The sequence below is a fragment of the Desulfuromusa kysingii genome (genome assembly GCF_900107645.1).
GTDB classification, from domain to species: Bacteria; Desulfobacterota; Desulfuromonadia; order Desulfuromonadales; family Geopsychrobacteraceae; genus Desulfuromusa; species Desulfuromusa kysingii.
Genome location: NZ_FNQN01000001.1, coordinates 1 through 21288, shown reverse-complemented (window position 1 = coordinate 21288; position 21288 = coordinate 1). Strand labels below are relative to the sequence as shown.

The following is a 21288-nucleotide window of genomic DNA, read 5'->3' as shown; positions in this document are numbered from 1 at the left end:
AAATGTTCCATGCCGCAGTCCTTAGTCTATTATCATCCTACCTCTTCGGTTCTGTCATCGTAGCGGGATCAAGAAGCGTATCCAACGTTTCTGCGGCAACGCCATCTGCCAACGCCAATTCCCGCAAGGTTTTTCCTGTCTTATGTGCTTGTTTGGCTAAATCTGCCGCCCGATCATAACCAATCTCCGGCACCAGTGCGGTGACCAGAGCGAGGCTTTGTTCCAATAGATCTCCGCAACGTTTTTCGTTAGCTTGAAGACCATCAAGGCACTTTTGTGCAAATGCTGTTATCCCCTGGCTAAGGAGTTCGATACTCTGCAAGACGTTGTAAGCCATCACCGGCATCATCACGTTGAGTTCAAAGTTACCCGACAGGCCACTGAGGGAGACGGTGGCGTCGTTACCAATAACCTGAGCACAGACCTGCATCAAGGACTCAGCCATAACCGGATTGATCTTCCCTGGCATAATAGAGCTCCCCGGTTGTACTGCAGGGATGATCAACTCACCGATACCACAACGTGGGCCACTGCCGAGAAAACGGATATCATTGGCTATCTTGAACAGACTGATAGCACAACATTTCAAGCTGCTGCTAACAGCGATAAGACCGTCTTTTGCCCCCTGTGCTTCAAAATGGTTGTTCGCTTCCCGAAAAGGGAGGCCCGTCTCATTGGCAATGCCGGCAATGGTTTTCGCAGCAAAGTCGGGATGGGTGTTAATTCCGGTACCAACCGCCGTACCGCCAAGGGCAAGCTCAAACAGTCGGTTCATATTATTGGCAATTTGTTCGTGGCTAAGTTCAACTTGTCGGCTATACCCCGAAAACACCTGACCAAGTTTAATTGGAGTCGCATCCTGCAAATGGGTGCGGCCAATTTTCAGGACATCTTTAAACTCATCAGTTTTTTTGTCCAACCGTTGCAATAATTGCTCTAATGCAGGCAAAAGATTCTGGTGCAGTTGTTCAGCACAGGCAATGTGGATTGCGCTTGGAAAGACATCATTGCTTGACTGCCCAAGGTTGACGTGATCATTGGGGTGGACAGCCTTACTCCCCAGCGACTGTCCGAGTAATTGAGCGGCAAGGTTGGCAATGACCTCATTGCTGTTCATATTGCTGCTGGTCCCTGATCCCGTTTGAAAAATGTCCACCGGAAATTGCTCATCCTGCTTGCCAGCGATGACCTCTTCCGCAGCTTGGACAATCGCACTGGCGACCTCTGCGGAGAGAAGTCCCAGACCTTGATTCGTCTGCGCCGCATTCTTTTTGATCAATCCAAGCGCCCTTAACATCGGCCTTGGGAGTGAAATCCCTGAAATTGGAAAATTATCAATAGCTCTGGCCGTCTGTGCCCCATAAAGGGCATCAACAGGGACTTGCATCGTCCCCAGAGAATCTTTTTCAATGCGAAAATCATCCATATCTAAATCCTTTTTTGTCTAAAGGTTGATCTTACCTCTATCTCAATGATAGCGTGTTCCCGAAGACTGTAAAGAGCTTTTTCTCCAATGACTTTCAGCTGCGATACCCACCATGACTAATCTAGCTCTCATACTTATTGTTTTTTCTGCACTCATGCACGCCTCCTGGAATCTGCTGGTCAAACAGAGCCACGACAAGACCATCTTTATCTGGTGGATGTTCCTCTGTTCCTGGACCTTGATGAGTGCTTTTATGTTTGGGGCAGGGATCGGCCTCCCCGCCCTCTCAGTGCGCTCATTATCTCTGGCTGCCGCTGCTGCCGTTTGCTTTGTCCTCTACCACTGGTTCACAGGGATCGCCTACCGCGAAGGGGATCTGTCGATGACCTACCCATTGGCACAAACGGCCATGTTATATGTGCCGCTCTGGGGAATTGTCTTACTGGGAGAGAGTTTAACTATTGCTGGTGGACTGGGAATTCTATTGATTATCATGGGGACCTATTGTATCCAGCTCAGACGGCTATCTTCAACTGAACTCCTCCGCCCGTTTTCACAACTGAAGAACCACTCCGTTCAGGCTGCCCTGCTGGCCGGATTTGTCTATTCCATCGGAGCTGTGCTCGACAAGACCGGGGTCGACAATTACTCAGCTCTTCATTTTACCTATGTGTTGGTATTTTTCATGCTCAGCTTCATGTCCCTCAACCTTCTGCGCCCCTGTTACCGTGGGCGAGTCTTAAAAGAGCTACACCAAAGTCGTGGGTTAATCCTCTGGTCGGGGCCTGTCATGCTGGCATCGTTTCTTTCGTTTCGTTTTGGTTTACAGCTCTCACCGGTCAGTTACGCCGTTCCGGTAAGACAAGTCAGCTTGCTGATAGGGGTTTTGATTGGTCTATTTTTTCTTCGGGAACCTTTTGGTCGAATTCGTTTACTATCCAGCGGATTGATACTGCTAGGTGTCATATTTATCTGGCATGGATAACTCATATTTTTGGAGAGACAAAATGAAAAACATCGCTAATTTTTTGTTTGAAGTTGGAATGCTGAAACGGACACCGAGAACAGGTTTTCAGTTTCTCGGATCTGGAGCTGAATCTGTCGCTGAGCACAGCTTTCGCGCCGCCATGATTGGTTATACATTGGCCCAGATGGATGGCCATGCAGATGTTGGCCGGGTATTGCAGTTATGCTTATTTCATGACCTCCCCGAAGCTCGGATGGGGGATCTGAATTACGTCAACAAAAAATATGTGATCGCCAACGAAGATAAAGCGGTGGAAGACTTAGCCAGACAGTTACCCTTTGGGGATGATTATCGTGACACTCTCCACGAATATAATGCGAAAGAATCTCTTGAATCGCAATTAGCACAGGACGCCGATCAGATCGAAATGGTGCTCTCGCTCAAAGAACGTAAAGATCTGGGGAATCGCAATGCAGATGAATGGTATCCATTTTCCAAATTACGGATAAAAACGGAAATTGCCAAACAACTGGTCGACACCATCTGGGAGACAGACTCGTCCAAATGGTGGTTCGATGACGATCAGGAGTGGTGGGTGAACGGTGGACGCGAATAGGGTTTAGATGAAGGGCCTCGGTGAGACACGGGCTCCATTAGGGACAAAACAGGCAACAAAGAACGGTTAAGAGTCCTCAGAAGGCAATGTTCTAACCAGCTCTCAATCCTGTTCTGCAGCAATCTCAGCCGCCCTTAAACAGGACGTCAAACGACCATCAAATTCTACAATTTCAGGAACTTGTTCAGCGCACTGCGATGTTGCAAAAGGGCAGCGAGTATGAAAAACACAACCGGAAGGGGGGGAGAGTGGTGAAGGGAGTTCACCAGAAAGAATCACCCGCTGTTTCCGGTTCTGCACTTTCAAGTGTGGCGTTGAAGCCAACAAAGCTTGAGTGTAGGGATGGCGAGGGCGGGAAAAAATTTGCTCCGATTGACCATATTCAGCAATCTGACCTAAATACATCACCATAATCTTGTCAGCGATATAGCGGACCACCGACAGATCATGAGCAATGAAGACAAACGCCAGGGTCATCTCCTGTTGCAAATCCTTGAGGAGATTCAATACCTGGGCCTGAACCGATACGTCCAAGGCGGAAACAGGTTCATCTGCCACCACCAGCTTGGGTTCCAACATCAATGCTCTAGCAATGGCAATCCGCTGTCTTTGTCCGCCTGAAAACATATGTGGATAGCGGTCATAATGCTCCGGGCGTAGCCCCACTTTGGTCATGATACTGCGAACCCGCTCTTCGACTTCCATTTTTGCCAGATGACGATTGATAACCAGTGGTTCACCAATGATGGTGCCGATTTTTTTCCGGGGATTCAGAGAGCCATAAGGGTTCTGAAAAATCATCTGAACCCGCTGCCGTGCCAACTTCAGCTGATAATCTGAATCGTTGACCAGATCAAAGCCATCAAATTTCAACTCACCACTGGTCGGTCGCTCTATCATGGTTAACTGTCGTGCCAGAGTTGACTTACCACAACCCGACTCGCCAACAACCGCAAGGGTTTTTCCTGCCTCAACTTCAAAGCTGACTCCATCAAGGGCTTTAACCGTTGCTGCAGGTTTGAAGGGGCCCTGAGAGACCGTGTAATAGCGGGTTAGATCCCGGGCTTCAAGAATCAGATCCTGAGAACTCATGGTTGTGGTTTTCCTTCTCTATCCAGCGGCGTATGGCAACGGACCTGACGACCGTCGGCATCAGTTTGAAGTAACGGAATATCACGTCGGCAACGCTCCGTTGCAAATTCACAACGTGGATTCAACAAGCACCCGGTGGGGCGGTCAAACTGGCCAGGGACAACTCCAGGGATCGTCTTTAGACGGGTTGCACCAATGGAACGTTCCGGTAGCGCTTCAAGTAAAGCAGCGGTATAGGGGTGCCGTGGTGTTTCAAAAATTTCAGGAACAGGTCCAGTTTCGACAACCTGTCCAGCATACATAACCACGATCCGATGCGCGGCTTCAGCAACCAATGCCAGATCATGAGTAATCAAAATTAAAGCCATCTGCCGTTGTTTTTGCAGATTAAGCAACAGGTCGATAATCTGCGCCTGGATGGTGACATCGAGTGCGGTTGTCGGTTCATCAGCAATTAACAAACGAGGATTGCATGCAATTGCCATAGCGATCATGATCCGCTGACTCATCCCTCCAGACAATTGATGTGGAAAAGCTTTAAGTCGTGCGCTTGGATCAGGGATACCAACTTGCTCCAACAACTCCAAGGAGCGCATACGACGCTCTGAACGGCTGCCTCCCTCGTGAATTTTAAGCGCCTCTGCGATCTGAAAACCGGTGGTAAAGCATGGGTTTAAACTGGTCATCGGCTCCTGAAAAATCATCGCAATATCACGCCCGGTAATTTTTCTACGCTGCTTATCTGACATCTCCTGCAAATCTTGTCCGTCAAATTCCAGCTTTTCAGCGACAACCCGCCCTGGCCAATCAATCAGCCCCATCAACGCCTTGGCCGTCACGGATTTCCCCGAGCCCGACTCACCGACAATCCCGAGAACTTCTCCTTTTTCGATCTCCAGACAAACTTGATCAACAGCTCTGAATGGTTTTTTTTCGCTGCCAAATTCAACCGTCAAATTTTTTATTTGTAATAATGCCATTAAAGATCTTCTCTCAGTTTCCGGGACAAATCACAAGATAACATCGTATTTCAACCCTGTGGGGCTTGGCGTTTTTCAGAACCGAAGGCAGACATAACGTCTGGCAAAAATCTGCAGAGACCAGTCATACTGCAGGGGATAATTTATACCACCACTACAGTTTCATTTTCGGATCAAGCGCATCACGCAAACCATCACCCATCAGATTAAAAGCTAAAACTGTTAATAAAATCATCAACCCAGGAAAAGTCACGACCCACCAGGCGCGTTGGATAAACTCCAAGGCATTGGCCAACATTGATCCCCATTCAGGGCTCGGTGGTTGTGCTCCCAGACCGATAAACCCAAGCGCTGCAGCGTCAAGGATTGCATTTGAAAAACCAAGTGATGCTTGAACGATCAACGGTGCCAGACAGTTAGGTAAAATCGTAATAAAAACCAGGCGAAAAACCCCTGCACCACTGACTTTAGAAGCAATGACATAGTCCTTGGAGGTTTCTGCAATCACCGAAGCACGGGTAATGCGGACATAATGAGGCAAATATGTGACCGCAATGGCAATCGAGGCATTAATCAAGCCAGGGCCCAGGATCGTGACAATTGCCAAAGCCAACAACAGGCTTGGCAGCGCCATAATAATATCCATAGCACGCATGATCAGGGTGTCGGTTATCCCTCGGGCATAACCAGAGACCAGACCAATCAAGGTTCCAAGCATCAACGACAGGGAAACCACCATCATACCAATAAACAGTGACAACCTTCCCCCATAAATCAACCGGGTGAGGATGTCTCGGCCAACTTCATCGGTGCCAAGAGGAAACTGCCAGAGGCCGCCTTCCTGCCATGCCGGAGGAGTTAAAACATAATCACGATATTGCTCATAAGGCGAATGCGGGGTGAGGAAATTAGCAAATAGAGCGGCCAGCAAAACCACAACAATTAAAACAAAACCAATCAATGCGCCGCGATTACTACTGAAATAATTCCAGAATTCTCGAAACGGACCGGGAGGAACCAACTCATCGACAACCGCTGTCTGGGCTTGACTATTCATTCTTTCATCCCCTTCCTTAGCGATTATGACGGATACGTGGATTCACCACACCGTAAAGAATATCAACCGTAAGATTGACAATGATCACCAGACAGGCAATCAACAGAATTCCCCCCTGGACCGAAGGATAATCACGGCGGTAAATCGAATCAAGCATCCATTTGCCAACTCCTGGCCAGGAAAAAATTGTCTCGGTTAAAATTGCTCCCGCCATCAGCACCCCAATCTGTAAGCCAATGACAGTGATGACCGGGATCAAGGCATTACGCAAGGCGTGGATACAGACAACCAGCGGCATGGACAACCCTTTGGCCCGAGCCACCTGAACATAGTCTTCGCGCAAAACTTCCAACATTGATGACCGTGTCATCCGCGCAATCACCGCCAACGGGATCGTGGCCAGAACAATGGATGGCAAGATCAGATGACTCAGCGCTGAAACCAATGCCCCTTCCTCCCCGGAGAGAAAAGCATCGATCACCATAAATCCGGTCACTTCATCAATCCAGAACATCGCCGAAATTCGACCTGAGACCGGTGTCCAACCCAAACCCACGGAAAAGAGGAGAATAAGTAACAAGCCCCACCAGAAGATCGGCATTGAATAACCTGTCAGCGATAACCCCATCACCGTGTAATCGGTCAACTTGCCCCGTTTGACTGCCGCAATGATTCCCGCGGGAAGACCTATCGCCACGGCAATAATGATGGCACAGAGGCTCAATTCCAAGGTTGCCGGAAAGAGGGTAAAAAACTCCCGAACAACAGGTTCACGCGTCACGATTGAGGTTCCCAGATCGCCCTGAAATATCCCGGTTAGATAATGCCAGTATTGCAGCAGCAACGGTTTATCTAGTCCCATTTGTGCCAAGAGTTCAGCATGTCGGACTGGATCAACACCACGTTCACCTGCCATTAATTCTACCGGATCTCCAGGAATCAGACGGATCAGAGAAAAGGTCAGCAAGGTGACACCGATAAAAGTCGGGATAACAACGCCAATACGTTTAAGAAGAAAGCTGAACATAAAGGATATCTACCACACAAAAAAGCCGGGAAAGCGACATTGCCCTCCCGGCGAAAAATAACATTCCTTTAGATTTATTTCAAATCTACACCATAAAAAATATGGCCACCCAAAGGATCAACTTTGTAATTGACAACATCTTTGCTCATCGGCTTAAAGACCACGGAGTGAGCGATTGTTGCCCAAGGAGCTTGCTCCTTGAAAACAATCTGAGCTTGCTCATACAAGCGGGTTCGCTCAGCAGGGTCAGCAACAATTTTAGCTTTTTGAATCAGATCTTCAAACGGCTTGTAACACCATTGAGAACGGTTTGAACCACCGATACCATCACATCCAAGCAGGACGGCCAAAAAATTGTCAGGATCACCATTGTCACCGGTCCAACCAAGAAGAACGGCACCATCGCGGTCAACATCTTTAGAGCGTTTCAGGTACTCGCCCCACTCGTAAGAGACGATTTCAGCTTTCACTCCAACCTTGGCCCAGTCAGCTTGAATTACTTCAGCCATCCGCCGTGCGTTGGGGTTGTAAGGACGCTGCACTGGCATCGCCCAGAGTTTCATTTCAAAGCCATCGGGATAGCCAGCATCTGCCAGCAGTTTTTTCGCTGCAACGGGATCAAAAGTATCATCAACCGTTGCTTCGTTGTATGACCAGATTGTTGGTGGAATCGGGTTTTTGGCAATTTTACCGGCGCCCTGAAAAACAGTGTCAATAATAGCTTGTTTGTTCATCGCTTTGTTGAGTGCTTTACGAACCTTGACATTATCAAACGGTGCAACCTTGGTGTTGTAGGCAAGGTAACCAACGTTCAACCCTTCTTGCTGCATCAGGTTGATGTTCGGGTCGGCTTTCATTGCAGCGATATCTGCGGGATTAGGAAAAGGCATCAGTTGACATTCACCAGCCTTCAGCTTTGCATAACGGACAGAGGCATCAGGAGTAATGGCAAAAACCAGCTTGTCGATTGGGGTTTTACCCTTCCAGTAGTCGGCAGAAGCGGTATAGCGGATTTGCGCATCTTTCTTATACCCCTGAAAAACAAATGGACCGGTACCGATTGGCCACTGATCAACCTTCTCAGGTGTTCCAGCTTTCATCATAGCATCGGCATACTCGGCAGATTGAATCACCGCAAAGTCCATCCCCAGGTTTGCCAGCATTGGTGCCTCGGGACGATTGAGAACAAATTTAACGGTATAATCATCGACTTTTTCGATGGTATTCAAAAGGTCTGGCATTGACATGCCATTGAAATATTCGTAATTACCACCGGAGATGGCATAAAAGGGATGATCTTTCTTCCACTGGCGCTCAAAAGTGAAGATGACGTCATCAGCATTCATGTCACGGGTTGGTTGAAAATGTTTGGCGGAATGAAACTTGATCCCCTTACGCAACTTGAAAGTGTAGACCTTGCCATCAGCGGAAACTTCCCAGCTTTCAGCCATACCTGGTTCAAGTTTTGTTGTCCCTTGAACAAAATGGGTTAACCCTTCAAAAACATTTTTTGAAGTCGCATCAAAAGTTGTCCCAGACGTGTAAAAAATGGGATTAAACCCTTCGGGGCTACCTTCAGAACAATAGACCAGCGTCTTGGCCTGCACCTGACCGACAAACAACAATAGCAGTAGGATTGGCAATAATCGCGTTAAAATTTTTTGCATTGTTGAAACCTCCTCTTGTTTTCATAGGGTAAGACAAAACTAAAATGACGTTACAATAACGTCACGATGTTTTTGTCCACAAAAATTTATAGTGAGTCCACAGGGTTGTCAAGAATAATCCTGACCATTCTTATCAACTAAATTCAGAGTATTTTCAACGGCAGCGATTTGTAACGGCAGTGGGCGGCCCAGTAAACGGTTGCCTGAGATGGTGACAACAATATCGTCTTCCAGACGAATCCCTCCAAAATTTAAGTACTTCTCCAGTTTAGCATAATTTATATAATCGGCATGTCGACCTTCATCTTGCCACTGGGCAATTAATGCCGGGATAAAATAAATTCCCGGTTCTACCGTCAGCACAAACCCTTTTTGTAACTCTCGCCCCAAACGGAGACTGGAGAGGCCAAATTGAGAAGATCGCCGGATATTATCATCGTAACCGACAAAATCTTCGCCCAGCGACTCCATATCATGGACATCCAACCCCAGTTGATGACCGAGCCCATGAGGCATGAATAAGGCGTGGGCACCTGCAACAACCGCCTTTTCCGCATCTCCATGCATCAACCCAAGAGATTGCAACCCTTCGACCAGAGTCCGACACGCCGCGAGATGAACATCCAGATAGGTCATGCCGGGCCGGATCAACTCGCGCGCACACTCCATGGTTGCGAGAACAACCTGATAAATATCTTTTTGCCTTGGACTGAACCGTCCACCCACAGGAGAGGTTCGGGTATGATCAGAGGCATAGTGGAGAGTGCTTTCAACGCCGGCATCAACAAGCAGCAAATCACCTTGTTGCAGTTGGCTGTTGCGATCGTGATTATGCAAAATCTCGCCGTGGACAGTCACAATCGGGGGGAAAGAGAGCATCCGTCCAGCTCGCGCGGCCACGGCTTCAAGTTCACCGGCAATCTCCCATTCGTACCGTCCCGGTTGCGCCATCCTCATTGCTGTTGTGTGCAGCTGATAACCTAAGTCAGCGGCCTCATCCAGTTGCGTAAGTTCTTCAGCACTTTTGATTGATCGCAAGGCGACAGTTGCCTTAATCAGTTCGGGCGAAACTCCTTGACTGATAACATCTGGAGATCTGCCAAATAAATCACCAAGGATAATTTTATTCTCAGCGCGACAATTCGGAAGATAGTGAACTTCTCTTTTCCCCGCAACGGCGGTAGAAAGGATTTCACAAAGCTCACTGAGCTCGGTACTCCGAGCAATTCCCGCCTTTTCAGCCCGCTCCTGTAATGTTACTTGGGGGCCGCTCCAGATAAGATCATCAAGGTTTTGCCGGCGACCAAAGAGAGTTTCTCTACCGGAATCAACATCAAGGATCACGGCAAGTCCCGGTTGATCCAGACCACAAAAATAGAGAAAACTGCTATCCTGGCGAAAACGGTAACAATTATCTGCCGCATTAAAAGGGGAAGCAACATTTCCCAACAACAGAACGATGCCGCCTTTAAGTTGCCGCACTAAGTTCAGTCGCCGTTGTCGATAAATTTCCGCTGCAAACATAAGATATCCTCACTTAAAAGAGTTACAATTGAAGTTGTGTTTCCCTCAGACAGAACTTTCCCTTATGATAGGCTTCGTAAATGTTATTGTAGAGGAGAAAATTATGTCACGCTGGTTAAAAATTACCCTTATCGCTGTTGCAGTTATTTTTGGCCTGCTGCTCTCAACCATGGCCATTGTTCCTTGGCAAGTAAAGAAACAAGGACAAAGCTGGATAGCTGAAAATACCTCTCGCAACCTGGTTATTGAAAAAGTCTCCTTCAACCCCTTCACCCTGACGCTTGAAATCAACGGGACAAAGCTGACGGAACAAAACAGCGGGCAATCGTTCGTCACTTTTTCAAAGCTGCTGCTCTCTGGAAGCCTACAATCGATCTTCCGGCAAGCGATTGTTCTTGATCGGGTTGAGCTTGACAATCCTTTCATCAATGTCGAATTGCTCGGCAAACAGGAATTCAACTTCTCTGATTTCACCCGTCTGGGGAGCGATAACCCTGAACCGGTCACGACCGAACCAAAAGAACCGCTCCATTTCTCCTTCAATAATATTATTCTCACCAACGGCAAAATCGATTTTACCGATAAAACCACAGAAAAAGAGTCTCAACATCAAATTCGCGAACTCACAGTTACAGTGCCTTTTGTCGGCAACATCCCCTATCTGACAGATGATTATGTCGAACCGATGTTGCGGATGCTCTTAAACGGGGCGGAAGTCAAAGCTCAAGGGAAGCTGAAACCGTTTCAGGATTCGCTGGAGACCAAACTTTATTTGACCCTTGATCATGTTGACTTGGCATTCTACGCATTTCATTCCCCTGTCCCTTTACCGATTGAGGTGAAACAAGGGATTCTCGACGGTGAAATTGACCTCTCCTACCAGATCTCCGCTGCGGAACAACCCCGATTGATGCTTGGTGGTGAGCTGGCCCTCTCTGATATTGACCTGCGTGAACTGGATGGCCGGGAGCTGTTCCGGATGCCAACCATGATCCTCGATCTTGACTGGGCAAACCTCTTCACTCAAGATTTCAATCTGGTCTCTCTCGACATTATTGATCCTGAACTCTATATCGACCGTGATCAATCAGGGCGTTGGAATTTTCAGCGTATCATACCGGCTCAACACGCCGTGGTGGCAGAAGAGCCTAAAAAGGGAGAAGCTCAGAGCTTACCACTGTTGACGATTGAATCTCTGGCTTTAATTGATGCCAAGGTTCATTACCGTGACGCTTTCGTTCCCGGAGGATTCGCCGAAGAGATCAGTGCCATCAATCTAAATTTGGATCACGTCTCCACCCACGCGGGACAACTCACTGCGACCTCACTCAAGTTCAAGACAGGCCGGGACTTCATCACTGAGATCAGTGGTGATCTGGGCATCAATCCAGTCATGGCGGCAATGGATCTACGGGCAGAGAATCTCCCCCTGAAACCTTATTATCCTTACTTGGAAGAGCTCTTCACCGCTCCCATTGAAGGCACTTTCAGTTTGACTGGACAGGTTTTCTATAGCGCTGACGGAAACATCCAGGTTCAACAAGGAAATGTCAATCTCCGCAATTTACGGGTCCCCTTCACTGATACAGACCAGTTCACTCTGGCTAATTTCAGGATCAACAACAGTTCTTTTGATCTGCAGCAACAACTCATCAACCTTGGTGCTATTGAGTTAGACCAGGGAGAGATCAAGGCAACCCGACTGGCCGACGGCAGCTTGTCACCACAACAACTATTACGAGCGCAACCTGAAAAAAAGGCAGCTGTTGACACCGACAACGAAATTGGCGCCCCTTGGAATATTCACGTTGCAAGTGTTGATCTGACAAAGTTCAACCTATTGCTCACTGATCAAAGTTTGGTTAAACAACCACACATTGATATTCCTGACTTCAATTTCCATGCAGAAAATCTCAGCTATCCTGCTGCTGAAAAGAGCCCTTTCACTCTCTCCGCACAAGTTGGCAAAGCAGGTAAGATCCAAATTTCCGGCGCCGCCGTTCACACCCCGCTGCAACTTCAGGCACAAACCACGATGAGCGCATTTCCGCTCGTTCTTCTTAACGATTTTGTTCCAGAAAACCTCAATCTCAGCCTTAAAGATGGTCGCTTCTACTCAACTTTGGCAATCAAACTAGAACAACAGCCAGACAAATTAAGCGGCAGTTTCTCCGGCAAATTAAATATTGAAGATTTTGATTTACGTGATCCGATAGGGAGCGGCGAGCTGCTTGCTTGGGAAAATCTTACCTTTGCCGGGATCAAGGGTGAAATTTCCCCCTTTTCTCTCCACATGACCGATGTGGTCTTGAATGATTATCTCGCCAATATTCAGATCACTCCTGAGGGTCAAGTCAATTTGAGCAGCTTAACGACTGCCCAAACGACCACCGCGACAAAGGAGCCCGACAACAACAGCTCGGCAGAAACCGTTGCCATTGAGGAAAAAGGGCTCTCCGAACCACCGCCGGACATCAGCATTGACGCCCTGACCTTACAGGGTGGCACCGTCTCTTTTATCGACAGACATCTGCCAGAAACTTTTTCGACAACTATGTACAAACTAGGTGGACGGGTGACGGGTTTATCTTCAGCAGAAGAGATGCAAGCTGATGTCGATCTGCGTGGACAACTTGAGAACCATTCGCCGTTGACCATCAGCGGGAAAATCAATCCCTTGAGCCGGGATCTGTACACCGATCTGACGTTCAGTTTTCAAGAGATTGATCTGACTCCAATGACTCCTTACTCAGGAACATACCTGGGCTACGTGATCGACAGAGGAAAACTCTACCTCGATCTGAACTACCAGATTGAACATCAGAAGATCGCAGCGACAAATAAGGTCATGATTGATCAATTTACATTTGGCGACACGGTTCAAAGTGAAAAAGCCACCTCTCTCCCTGTTGCCTTTGCCATCTCTCTACTCAAAGACAGTAACGGTGAGATTCACCTCGACATCCCTGTCTCTGGGGATATGAATGATCCAAACTTCAGTATCAGTGGCGTCATTTTTACGGTGCTCAGAAACCTGCTGGTCAAGGCAGCGACGTCCCCCTTCTCCCTTCTGGCCGCAACTCTGGGTGGGGATGAAGATTTTACCGCCATCAGCTTTGCACCGGGAATAGCCACACTTGACGACAAGCAACAAGGAAAACTTAAAAGCTTAGCTGATATGCTCGCCCAACGGCCGGCATTAATTCTTGAGATCAGCGCCTTTGCCGATAAAAAGCTGGATCCTGAAGGCTATCGTCAAGAACAGTTACGACAAATGTTGGTCAGGACAAAACAACAGAAGTTGGCCGAAGAGGGATCAACTCTGGGCACACAGGAAGAAATCGTCATCAGTGACGCAGAGTATCCAGACATTTTGCTGGCTGTTTATGAAGCAGCTGAGTTCCCGCGCCCCCGCAACTTTATCGGGATGTTAAAGAAGCTGCCGGTTCCAGAAATGGAAAAACTGCTACTGGCAAACATCATTGTCGATGAAGAACAGCTTGAAGAACTGGCGAAGATGCGTGCTATGGTCGTTCGCGATGCTTTAGTTGCCGCGAACGAAGAGATCAAACCACGCCTTTTTCTCAAAAAAGAAGATATCTACCAAGCTCCCAAAGATGGCCCTATCAGCCGGGTAGAATTCAACATCAGCAGTAAATAGAGCAACAGAGGGTTGAATGAAACTTCATTTTTTCAAAGTACTTATGGTTTTCTTGTTCATCGCCACTCCGATAAATAGCTCTGCCGGACTGCAACTTGAAGGATCGTTCACGCAAAGTGGACTACTGTACGGGCATGTCGAACCGGGCACTCAGATCTTTTATGGTGAACGACAATTAAAAGTTTCCCTGGATGGTGACTTTATCCTCGGTTTTGGTCGGGATGCCACACAGCAACAAACCCTCACGCTGGTCACCCCTGATGGCATCACGCAGCAACATCAAATAGAGCTTAAAGAGCGTCAATATAATATCCAGAGAATCAACGGCATTAGCGCACGGATGATGGCTCCAAATGCAGAAGATCTACGCCGTATTCAACAGGAAGCCAACCTGGTTGCACAGGCCCGACAGCAAGACAGCGACCTCCCGCACTTCAAGGATAACTTCAGCTGGCCAATAATCGGCCGTATCAGTGGTATTTATGGAAGCCAGAGGGTTTTCAATGGTGAACCACGCCGTCCCCACTTTGGTATCGATATCGCCGCTCCGACAGGAACTCCAGTTAAAGCCCCTGCCGGAGGGATTGTCACATTGGCCCATCAAGGGATGTTTTTTTCAGGAGCGACGTTGATAATCGATCATGGCCATGGTCTCTCCTCCAGCTTTCTCCATCTGGCTAAAATTCTGGTGCAGAAGGGGGAGAAAGTCTCTCAAGGGCAAACCATTGCGACTGTCGGGGCGACAGGACGGGTAACAGGTCCCCACCTGGATTGGCGGATTAACTGGTTCGATCAACGTCTTGACCCTGCGTTATTGGTCCCACCCATGCCGCAGAAATCGATCTCCGCAGCAAATTAACCGGTCACACCAGAGGAAAACATCAGTAGAGCTTACGCTTTGAAAAGGTCGACCCAAGGACATTAAAAGTATTCTCAACAATAAACAATGCGTGGCCATCAACCGTAAACACAATCTCCTCCAACCGCTTCAATTGAATATTATTAATCACCACCATCAACACTGTTTTCGCTTCGCGGCGATAGGCTCCAACCGCCGGGACCAAAGTTGTCCCAATCTTCAAATGACTCATCACCTGGTCGGCAACTTTTTCAGCCTGGGGCGAGATAATAAAAACCAATTTACGCTGACTGAACAGCGACATGGTATAATCCATGGTCTGTGCAGTAATAAAGACGGCGATCATTGAAGCAATAACCAGATCAGTCGGCATCGAAAAAGCGCAGATCAAATAAAGAAACAGGTTGAAAAAGAACGAAAACTTCCCGATACCCAGGTTATATTTCTGATAGAGGATGATTGCCAGAACATCTGCACCACCATTTGACCCAAGTGAGCGCAAAACAATGCCACTGCCGACACCAAGGACAGCACCAAAGACAATGGCTGCGTAGAGTTGGTTATCAATCTGAATCTGAATGTTGATAAACTGATACGAAAGGGAAACAACCAACATCGACAACCCGCTGTACCAGAGAAAGCGGCGCGAGACAAACAGATAACCGAGAATAAACATCGGAAGATTAAGACATAAATAGAGCAGCCCTGGATTCAACCAATGGGTCTGATAATGAAGCAATGCCGCAATCCCAAAGAGACCACCGGGAATAAATTGGTGAGGAGCCGCAATCCCTTTAAGTACGACTGTTTGCACCAAAGAACCAACAACGATTAATCCGCAGTTCCAAAAAACCGAATAAACAAATTTGCGTTTATTGTCGCCCATACCTTATCCTTCCATGATCCTGACACTTAATTGTTTTTGCAAATACAGCAAAAACTCGGGATTCTGAACCTCGAGATGATCTATGTCAATCGAGATGAGCAAGTTTAATCCATATATATTATAGGGAAAAAAATGGCCCAATTTAAATTGCAATCAGAGTACCGACCCTGCGGCGACCAGCCGTATGCAATCAAAGAGCTGGTCGAGGGGGTTGAGCGTGGCGACCGGCATCAAGTGCTCTTGGGGGTTACTGGCTCAGGCAAAACATTCACCATGGCCAACATGGTGAACCAGTTGCAAAGACCAACCTTGGTGCTGGCACACAATAAAACCCTGGCCGCTCAACTTTATAGTGAATTCAAAGAGTTGTTTCCAGACAATGCCGTCGAATACTTTGTCAGCTATTATGACTATTATCAGCCTGAAGCCTACGTCCCTTCCACCGATACCTTTATTGATAAAGACAGTTCCATCAATGAAGAAATTGATAAGCTACGCCATAGCGCTACCCGATCCCTGCTATCCCGTCGTGATGTTTTAATTGTTGCATCGGTCAGCTGTATCTACGGTCTCGGCTCCCCTGAGGCCTATTACGGCATGTTGGTGAACCTGCGCACAGGAATGGAGCTTGACCGCAACAATTTTCTCCACAATCTAGTAGAAATACAATATCAACGCAACGATGTTGATTTCCATCGGGGGACCTTCCGGGTGCGCGGAGACAGTGTTGAGATCTTTCCTGCCTACGAAGAAAAGCGGGCGCTGCGGATTGAGTTTTTCGGTGACGAGATTGACGCAATCAGCGAAATTGATCCCTTGCGCGGTTCGGTCATCGATCGCCTCGACAGAACAGCAATCTTCCCCGCCAGTCACTATGTAGCCACCAAGCCGACCCTGAAACGGGCTATTACTGAAATTCAGGATGAATTGCAACTCCGAATTCAATTTTTTCAAGAACGAAATATGCTGCTTGAAGCACAACGGATTGAGCAACGTACCCTGTTTGACATCGAGATGATTGAAGAGATGGGCTATTGTCAAGGGATTGAAAATTACTCCCGTTTTTTGGATGGTCGTGAAGTGGGGGAACCTCCAGCGACGCTCCTTTCCTACCTGCCAGATGACGCTCTGATGTTTATCGATGAAAGCCATGTCAGCGTCAGTCAAGTTGGGGCAATGTATCGGGGTGACCGCTCACGCAAGGAGACTCTGACAAAATACGGCTTCCGCCTCCCCAGTGCCCTGGATAATCGGCCTCTGATGTTTGAAGAGTTTCAACAACAGCAACCGCAAACAGTTTATGTCTCTGCAACCCCTGCCGATTACGAGATGGAAAAAGCGCAAGGGGTCTTCGTTGAGCAGGTGATTCGTCCCACCGGACTGCTTGACCCACCTATAGATATTCGCCCGGCGACAGAACAGGTTGATGATCTTATTGATGAGATTCGCATGACAACGGCCAAAGGTTCGCGTGTTCTGGTCACCACCTTGACCAAGCGGATGGCAGAAGACTTAACCAGCTATTTGCAAGAATTGAACATCCGCGTCAATTACCTCCACTCCGATATTGACACCCTTGAGCGCGTGCAAATCATTCGTGCTTTGCGCGAAGGAGAATTTGATGTCCTGATAGGAATCAATCTTTTACGTGAAGGGTTGGACATCCCAGAAGTGGCTCTGGTCGCTATTCTTGATGCAGACAAAGAAGGGTTCCTCCGTTCCACCCGCTCGCTGATCCAAACCTGTGGTCGAGCATCCCGTAACGTCGATGGCCGGGTTATTATGTACGGCGATAAAATTACCAAATCAATGCAGGCTTGCATCGATGAAACTGAACGGCGGCGCACCAAGCAAATAGCCTACAATCAAGAGCATGGGATCACTCCCCAGTCAGTGAAAAAATCTCTGGGTTCATCCCTTGGCGACCTGTCCGCTAAAGATTATATGGATCTCCCTCTCGTTGCTGAATCGGGAGAAGAATACCGCACCCCCAAAGAGATTAAGAAGAAGATCATCGAACTCAAGAAAGAGATGCTCGCTGCCGCCGCAGATCTTGACTTTGAAAAGGCCGCAGAAATACGCGATCAGATGTTATTGTACGAAAAACAAGAACTGGCATTGCGTTAAATCAACCATCGAGCATGTCAGGAGCAGACGAAATTGTTTTGTCACCGATGGAATATTGCGTTTCATTTTCTTTGGACCTCAATAGCTATAGAATTCAACTAAATAGCTATTGAAGAAAATAGTGAATAAAAGTAGAATCCCCAAAGTTTGTTCAGGAGGTAGTTCGTTCGCTGGTGCGGCGCACGGTCTTCAAAACCGATGGGGGGCGTACCCCGTCCCTGGTGTGTTCGATTCACATCTACCTCCGCCAATCCATATAAATCAAAGGGTTATGGTCATTGAGTCCATAGCCTTTTACTTTTTCTACTAGTGCAAAAAACCCTTCCATGACATAATTGGGACAATTTTGGGACACTCGCAGTTTTCCAGGGAGGGGATTTTGGCATCGATCAACAAACGTGGACCATATCAGTGGCAGGTCAAAATCAGACGTCGCGGCTGGCCCAAACAAGCCAAAACATTTGCAACATATGAAGATGCTGCCCGCTGGGCTCGAAAGATTGAATCAAAGATGGATGATGGCGTTTTTGTCTCACGAAAAGAAGCCGAAACAACAACCTTGGACGAAGCCCTTGATCGCTATCTCCGCGAGAAAACCCCTCATAAAAAAGGAGCCGCTCAAGAAACGAACCGCATTAATCTCTTCAAGCGCTCCAATCTCGCCAGTCGCTTTCTTTCGACTATCCGCAGCACCGATATTGCCAAATATCGTGATCAGCGACTAGAGGCAGGGAAGAGCCCTTATACCGTCAACAATGAACTTATCCTCCTGTCCAGCCTCTTCAATGTAGCTCACCGTGAATGGGACATGGAATCTATTGATAATCCGGTTTCAAAGGTCTCCCGCCCGAAACTCCCCTCGGGTCGCGACAGACGCTTAGAACCGGGCGAAGAAGAAAAACTGCTTGGCGCGCTTGGGATAACACTGAGGCCCCTATTCCAACTGGCGCTTGAAACAGCTTTACGACAGAGCGAACTACTAGCCCTGGAATGGAAATATATAAACTTGGCCCGCCAGGTCGCCCACCTACCTGAAACAAAAAACGGTGAAGCCAGAAACATCCCGCTTTCGTCTCATGCCGTGTTGGTCTTAAAGAAATTACCTCGCCGTCTAGATGGAAAAGTCTTTGGTGTCACTGGCGGTCACGTCAGTAGAACGTTTCGAGAGACGTGTGAAACACTGAAAATTGAAAATTTACACTGGCATGACCTGCGACACGAAGCATGCTCCAGATTATTTGAAAAGGGGCTGAACCCCATGGAGGTTGCTAGTATTTCCGGACATAAAACACTACAGATGCTTAAGAGATATACCCACCTTAAAGCCGAGAATCTTGCGGCTAAGTTGGGATAGTGGCTGACGAACACTTGATTGTATTTTTCTGCATGAAATGACACTAGTCTTTTGATATTGACAATCGTGCTATTTCAGGAGATAATCACCCCAACAACGCCCGCTACTTCCTTACGAGGAACGTCAGTGGGCTTTTTATTTTTAGATAGAACCAAGTCCTTCACAGCCATTGCTCAACCTTGATACCTTTTTTATTTATTTAATATTCTGATTTTTTAAAGAGCTTCAAACGGCACAAAGGGAGAGGGACATGGCCTATTCTTTATATAATAAACCATACAGAACCTATGTTGATCTTGTGCAGCACCTCCAAGCAAAAAATCTGACTGTAACCGATACAGCTAAGGCTCAAGAAATACTTAAAAAAATAAACTACTATAGATTCAAAATATACCTGAGACCCTTTCTTGATCAACCTACCAATACTTATCGACAAGGGGCAACTTTTGAACAAGGCCTAGAGCTCTATCGCTTTGATGATGAATTAAGAGACCTAACCTTTAAATTAATTGGAAGGCTAGAAATAAAACTCAGGTCAAGACTGGATCAAACAATTTCAGAACACTTAAATGACCCATTTTGGTATCTAAATAGTTTTATTTTTGAGAATGATTTTAATATGAATTCTATTGCGTCAAAAATTGGCACTAGCTTTCAATTTTCAAGGGATGACTTTACCAACAATTTTAAATCTAAATACTTCAATGAAGCTAATGATGGATTCAAGCACTTGCCCCCCTTCTGGATCGCTGCCGAACTTACAACTTTCGGTACAATTCTAAGCCTCTATAAGGCTATAGATAAAAATAAATTCAACAATCCTCCCCATCTCAATAAACTAGATATTCTCTCAAAAGAATTTGGGGCCAGAAACATTAGAACTTTAAACAGCTGGCTAACTTTGATCCGGGATGTTCGAAATAGATGTGCACACCATTCCAGACTCTGGAACTGCAACTATCGACAACCTGGTGGTGTTTTTGGCATGTTAGATCAGAGGTATCAACCCCGCAATCGAAATCGAATTTATTTGTTTTTTGCAGTACTCCATATCATGTGCAAAAACATCGACATTCCTGCGAACATGAAAGTCAGTCTGCAGGGATTGATCCAAAAGTACCCAGCTGTTGTCCCATATTTACCTTCTATTGGATTCCATCCAGGTTGGGCACTTGATCAGATCTGGAATTAGATGACAATTCCTTCAACCTTAGTCCTGTTCTTGTATGAGGCCAGGAAGTCCCAGCTTTTCTGCAAAACTTTGATTACGCCTATGTGCGCGAGCATGTATTGACGATAGTTTGATAATTTCTATTTGTGCATTTGCAATGGTATTTCTACTAGCATCCATTGATACAATGGAAATATTCGGTCTAATCCAGTCACCATTTACCGTTTCTCAATAATCTCCATCAAGATCAGTAATTGGGTTAATGTTCTCACCAATTAAGCAACAATGAAAACTGCTGATTTTTTGGACAGAATAATTAGCAATTAAATTACAATATTTGGTCAGCTGATTGAGATGATCAGACAAGTCTTCGTTAGGTTCTTTCAACTCTACGAGCAAGCACTTTTCTTCACTCGCATACAAGAATATGTCAGGTCGCTTTGTTAGCTTTAAATTCAAAGATTGTATTAACTCTTCCGGAACATTTGCCAACAATGACTCTCCATCGACAGATTGTATTTGATTTAGAGGTATGTCTGAGCAACCGTCAAAATGGGCCTGTAAAGTAAATTGTGTAAATAGCCCGCCGGTTAAAGTAGCGGCATCCGCCCTTCAAACATAATCGAAAACTGATTCAGTGCCGATCGCCAGTTGCGGATCGGCATTGTCCATTTCTTGGATATATTCTGCAGAGCCAAATACATCAGTTTAATCATCGACTCGTCGTTTGGAAACGAGCCCCGATTCTTCGTCACCTTTCGCAGCGACATATTGACCGACTCAATGGCGTTAGTCGTATAGATCGCCTTGCGGATATCCGGTGGATACGAAAACAGCGGTGTAATTCGTTCCCAGTTGTTCCGCCATGATTTGC

17 protein-coding genes and 1 tRNA gene are annotated in these 21288 nt (G+C 47.0%); 8 read left to right on the top strand and 10 right to left on the bottom strand.

Translation table 11 applies throughout. The features are described 5' to 3' along the window. Positions 1 to 37: 37 nt before the first annotated feature. The gene (locus BLU87_RS00085) at positions 38 to 1426 is read right to left on the bottom strand and encodes a class II fumarate hydratase (RefSeq protein WP_092343899.1); all 1389 of its coding nucleotides are present in this window, start codon (positions 1424 to 1426) and stop codon (positions 38 to 40) included. Positions 1427 to 1538: 112 nt separating this feature from the next. On the opposite strand from BLU87_RS00085, the gene BLU87_RS00080 reads away from it, so the two are divergent. Then, positions 1539 to 2411 carry an EamA family transporter gene (locus BLU87_RS00080; RefSeq protein ID WP_092343898.1) on the top strand — a complete coding sequence of 291 codons (873 nt, stop codon included), beginning with the start codon at positions 1539 to 1541 and terminating at the stop codon, positions 2409 to 2411. Between the two features lie 22 nt (positions 2412 to 2433). Continuing rightward, complete coding sequence (locus BLU87_RS00075) at positions 2434 to 3009, top strand: HD domain-containing protein (protein ID WP_092343897.1); 576 nt, start codon at positions 2434 to 2436, stop codon at positions 3007 to 3009. A gap of 102 nt (positions 3010 to 3111) precedes the next feature. On the opposite strand, the gene BLU87_RS00070 is transcribed toward BLU87_RS00075, so the two are convergent. The 6 genes from BLU87_RS00070 to BLU87_RS00045 form a co-directional block, all read right to left on the bottom strand. Then, complete coding sequence (locus BLU87_RS00070) at positions 3112 to 4101, bottom strand: dipeptide ABC transporter ATP-binding protein (RefSeq protein ID WP_092343896.1); 990 nt, start codon at positions 4099 to 4101, stop codon at positions 3112 to 3114. Continuing rightward, complete coding sequence (dppD, locus tag BLU87_RS00065) at positions 4098 to 5081, bottom strand: dipeptide ABC transporter ATP-binding protein (RefSeq protein ID WP_092343895.1); 984 nt, start codon at positions 5079 to 5081, stop codon at positions 4098 to 4100. The genes BLU87_RS00070 and dppD overlap by 4 nt, the downstream gene beginning before the upstream one ends. A gap of 154 nt (positions 5082 to 5235) precedes the next feature. Next, entirely contained in the window at positions 5236 to 6138 is a 903-nt protein-coding gene (locus BLU87_RS00060; RefSeq protein ID WP_092343894.1) for an ABC transporter permease subunit, read from the bottom strand. A gap of 16 nt (positions 6139 to 6154) precedes the next feature. Further along, positions 6155 to 7165 (bottom strand): ABC transporter permease subunit, encoded by a 1011-nt coding sequence (locus tag BLU87_RS00055; protein WP_092343893.1) that lies wholly within the window; start codon positions 7163 to 7165, stop codon positions 6155 to 6157. Positions 7166 to 7239: 74 nt separating this feature from the next. Further along, positions 7240 to 8832, bottom strand: a complete 1593-nt coding sequence (locus BLU87_RS00050; protein WP_092343892.1) for an ABC transporter substrate-binding protein — start codon at positions 8830 to 8832, stop codon at positions 7240 to 7242. Between the two features lie 108 nt (positions 8833 to 8940). After that, on the bottom strand, positions 8941 to 10356 hold the full coding sequence (locus BLU87_RS00045) for an aminopeptidase P family protein (RefSeq protein ID WP_092343891.1): 1416 nt from the start codon (positions 10354 to 10356) through the stop codon (positions 8941 to 8943). 103 nt (positions 10357 to 10459) lie between these two features. On the opposite strand from BLU87_RS00045, the gene BLU87_RS00040 reads away from it, so the two are divergent. Further along, positions 10460 to 14017, top strand: a complete 3558-nt coding sequence (locus BLU87_RS00040) for a DUF748 domain-containing protein (protein ID WP_175498218.1) — start codon at positions 10460 to 10462, stop codon at positions 14015 to 14017. 16 nt (positions 14018 to 14033) lie between these two features. Then, positions 14034 to 14876, top strand: coding sequence for a M23 family metallopeptidase (locus BLU87_RS00035; protein WP_245706314.1), 843 nt, complete (start codon positions 14034 to 14036; stop codon positions 14874 to 14876). Between the two features lie 22 nt (positions 14877 to 14898). Here BLU87_RS00035 and BLU87_RS00030 read toward each other — a convergent pair whose 3' ends face one another. Continuing rightward, on the bottom strand, positions 14899 to 15762 hold the full coding sequence (locus BLU87_RS00030; protein ID WP_092343889.1) for a YitT family protein: 864 nt from the start codon (positions 15760 to 15762) through the stop codon (positions 14899 to 14901). Positions 15763 to 15894: 132 nt separating this feature from the next. Between BLU87_RS00030 and uvrB the strand changes: the two genes are divergently transcribed. From uvrB to BLU87_RS00015, 4 genes are all read left to right on the top strand, one after another. Continuing rightward, a complete protein-coding gene (uvrB, locus tag BLU87_RS00025; RefSeq protein WP_092343888.1) occupies positions 15895 to 17889 on the top strand; it encodes an excinuclease ABC subunit UvrB in 1995 nt (664 codons plus the stop codon). Between the two features lie 154 nt (positions 17890 to 18043). Further along, positions 18044 to 18139 (top strand) — tRNA-Sec (locus tag BLU87_RS17250). A gap of 129 nt (positions 18140 to 18268) precedes the next feature. Continuing rightward, the gene (locus BLU87_RS00020; RefSeq protein ID WP_092343887.1) at positions 18269 to 19243 is read left to right on the top strand and encodes a tyrosine-type recombinase/integrase; all 975 of its coding nucleotides are present in this window, start codon (positions 18269 to 18271) and stop codon (positions 19241 to 19243) included. Positions 19244 to 19493: 250 nt separating this feature from the next. Next, positions 19494 to 20435: an Abi family protein gene (locus tag BLU87_RS00015; RefSeq protein ID WP_092343886.1), complete on the top strand. Its 942-nt coding sequence runs from the start codon at positions 19494 to 19496 to the stop codon at positions 20433 to 20435. Positions 20436 to 20642: 207 nt separating this feature from the next. Here BLU87_RS00015 and BLU87_RS00010 read toward each other — a convergent pair whose 3' ends face one another. After that, the gene (locus BLU87_RS00010; RefSeq protein ID WP_175498217.1) at positions 20643 to 20906 is read right to left on the bottom strand and encodes a type I restriction enzyme HsdR N-terminal domain-containing protein; all 264 of its coding nucleotides are present in this window, start codon (positions 20904 to 20906) and stop codon (positions 20643 to 20645) included. Between the two features lie 98 nt (positions 20907 to 21004). Beyond that, positions 21005 to 21288: transposase (locus BLU87_RS00005; protein ID WP_139167424.1), on the bottom strand; the 284-nt coding region annotated here is incomplete at its 5' end.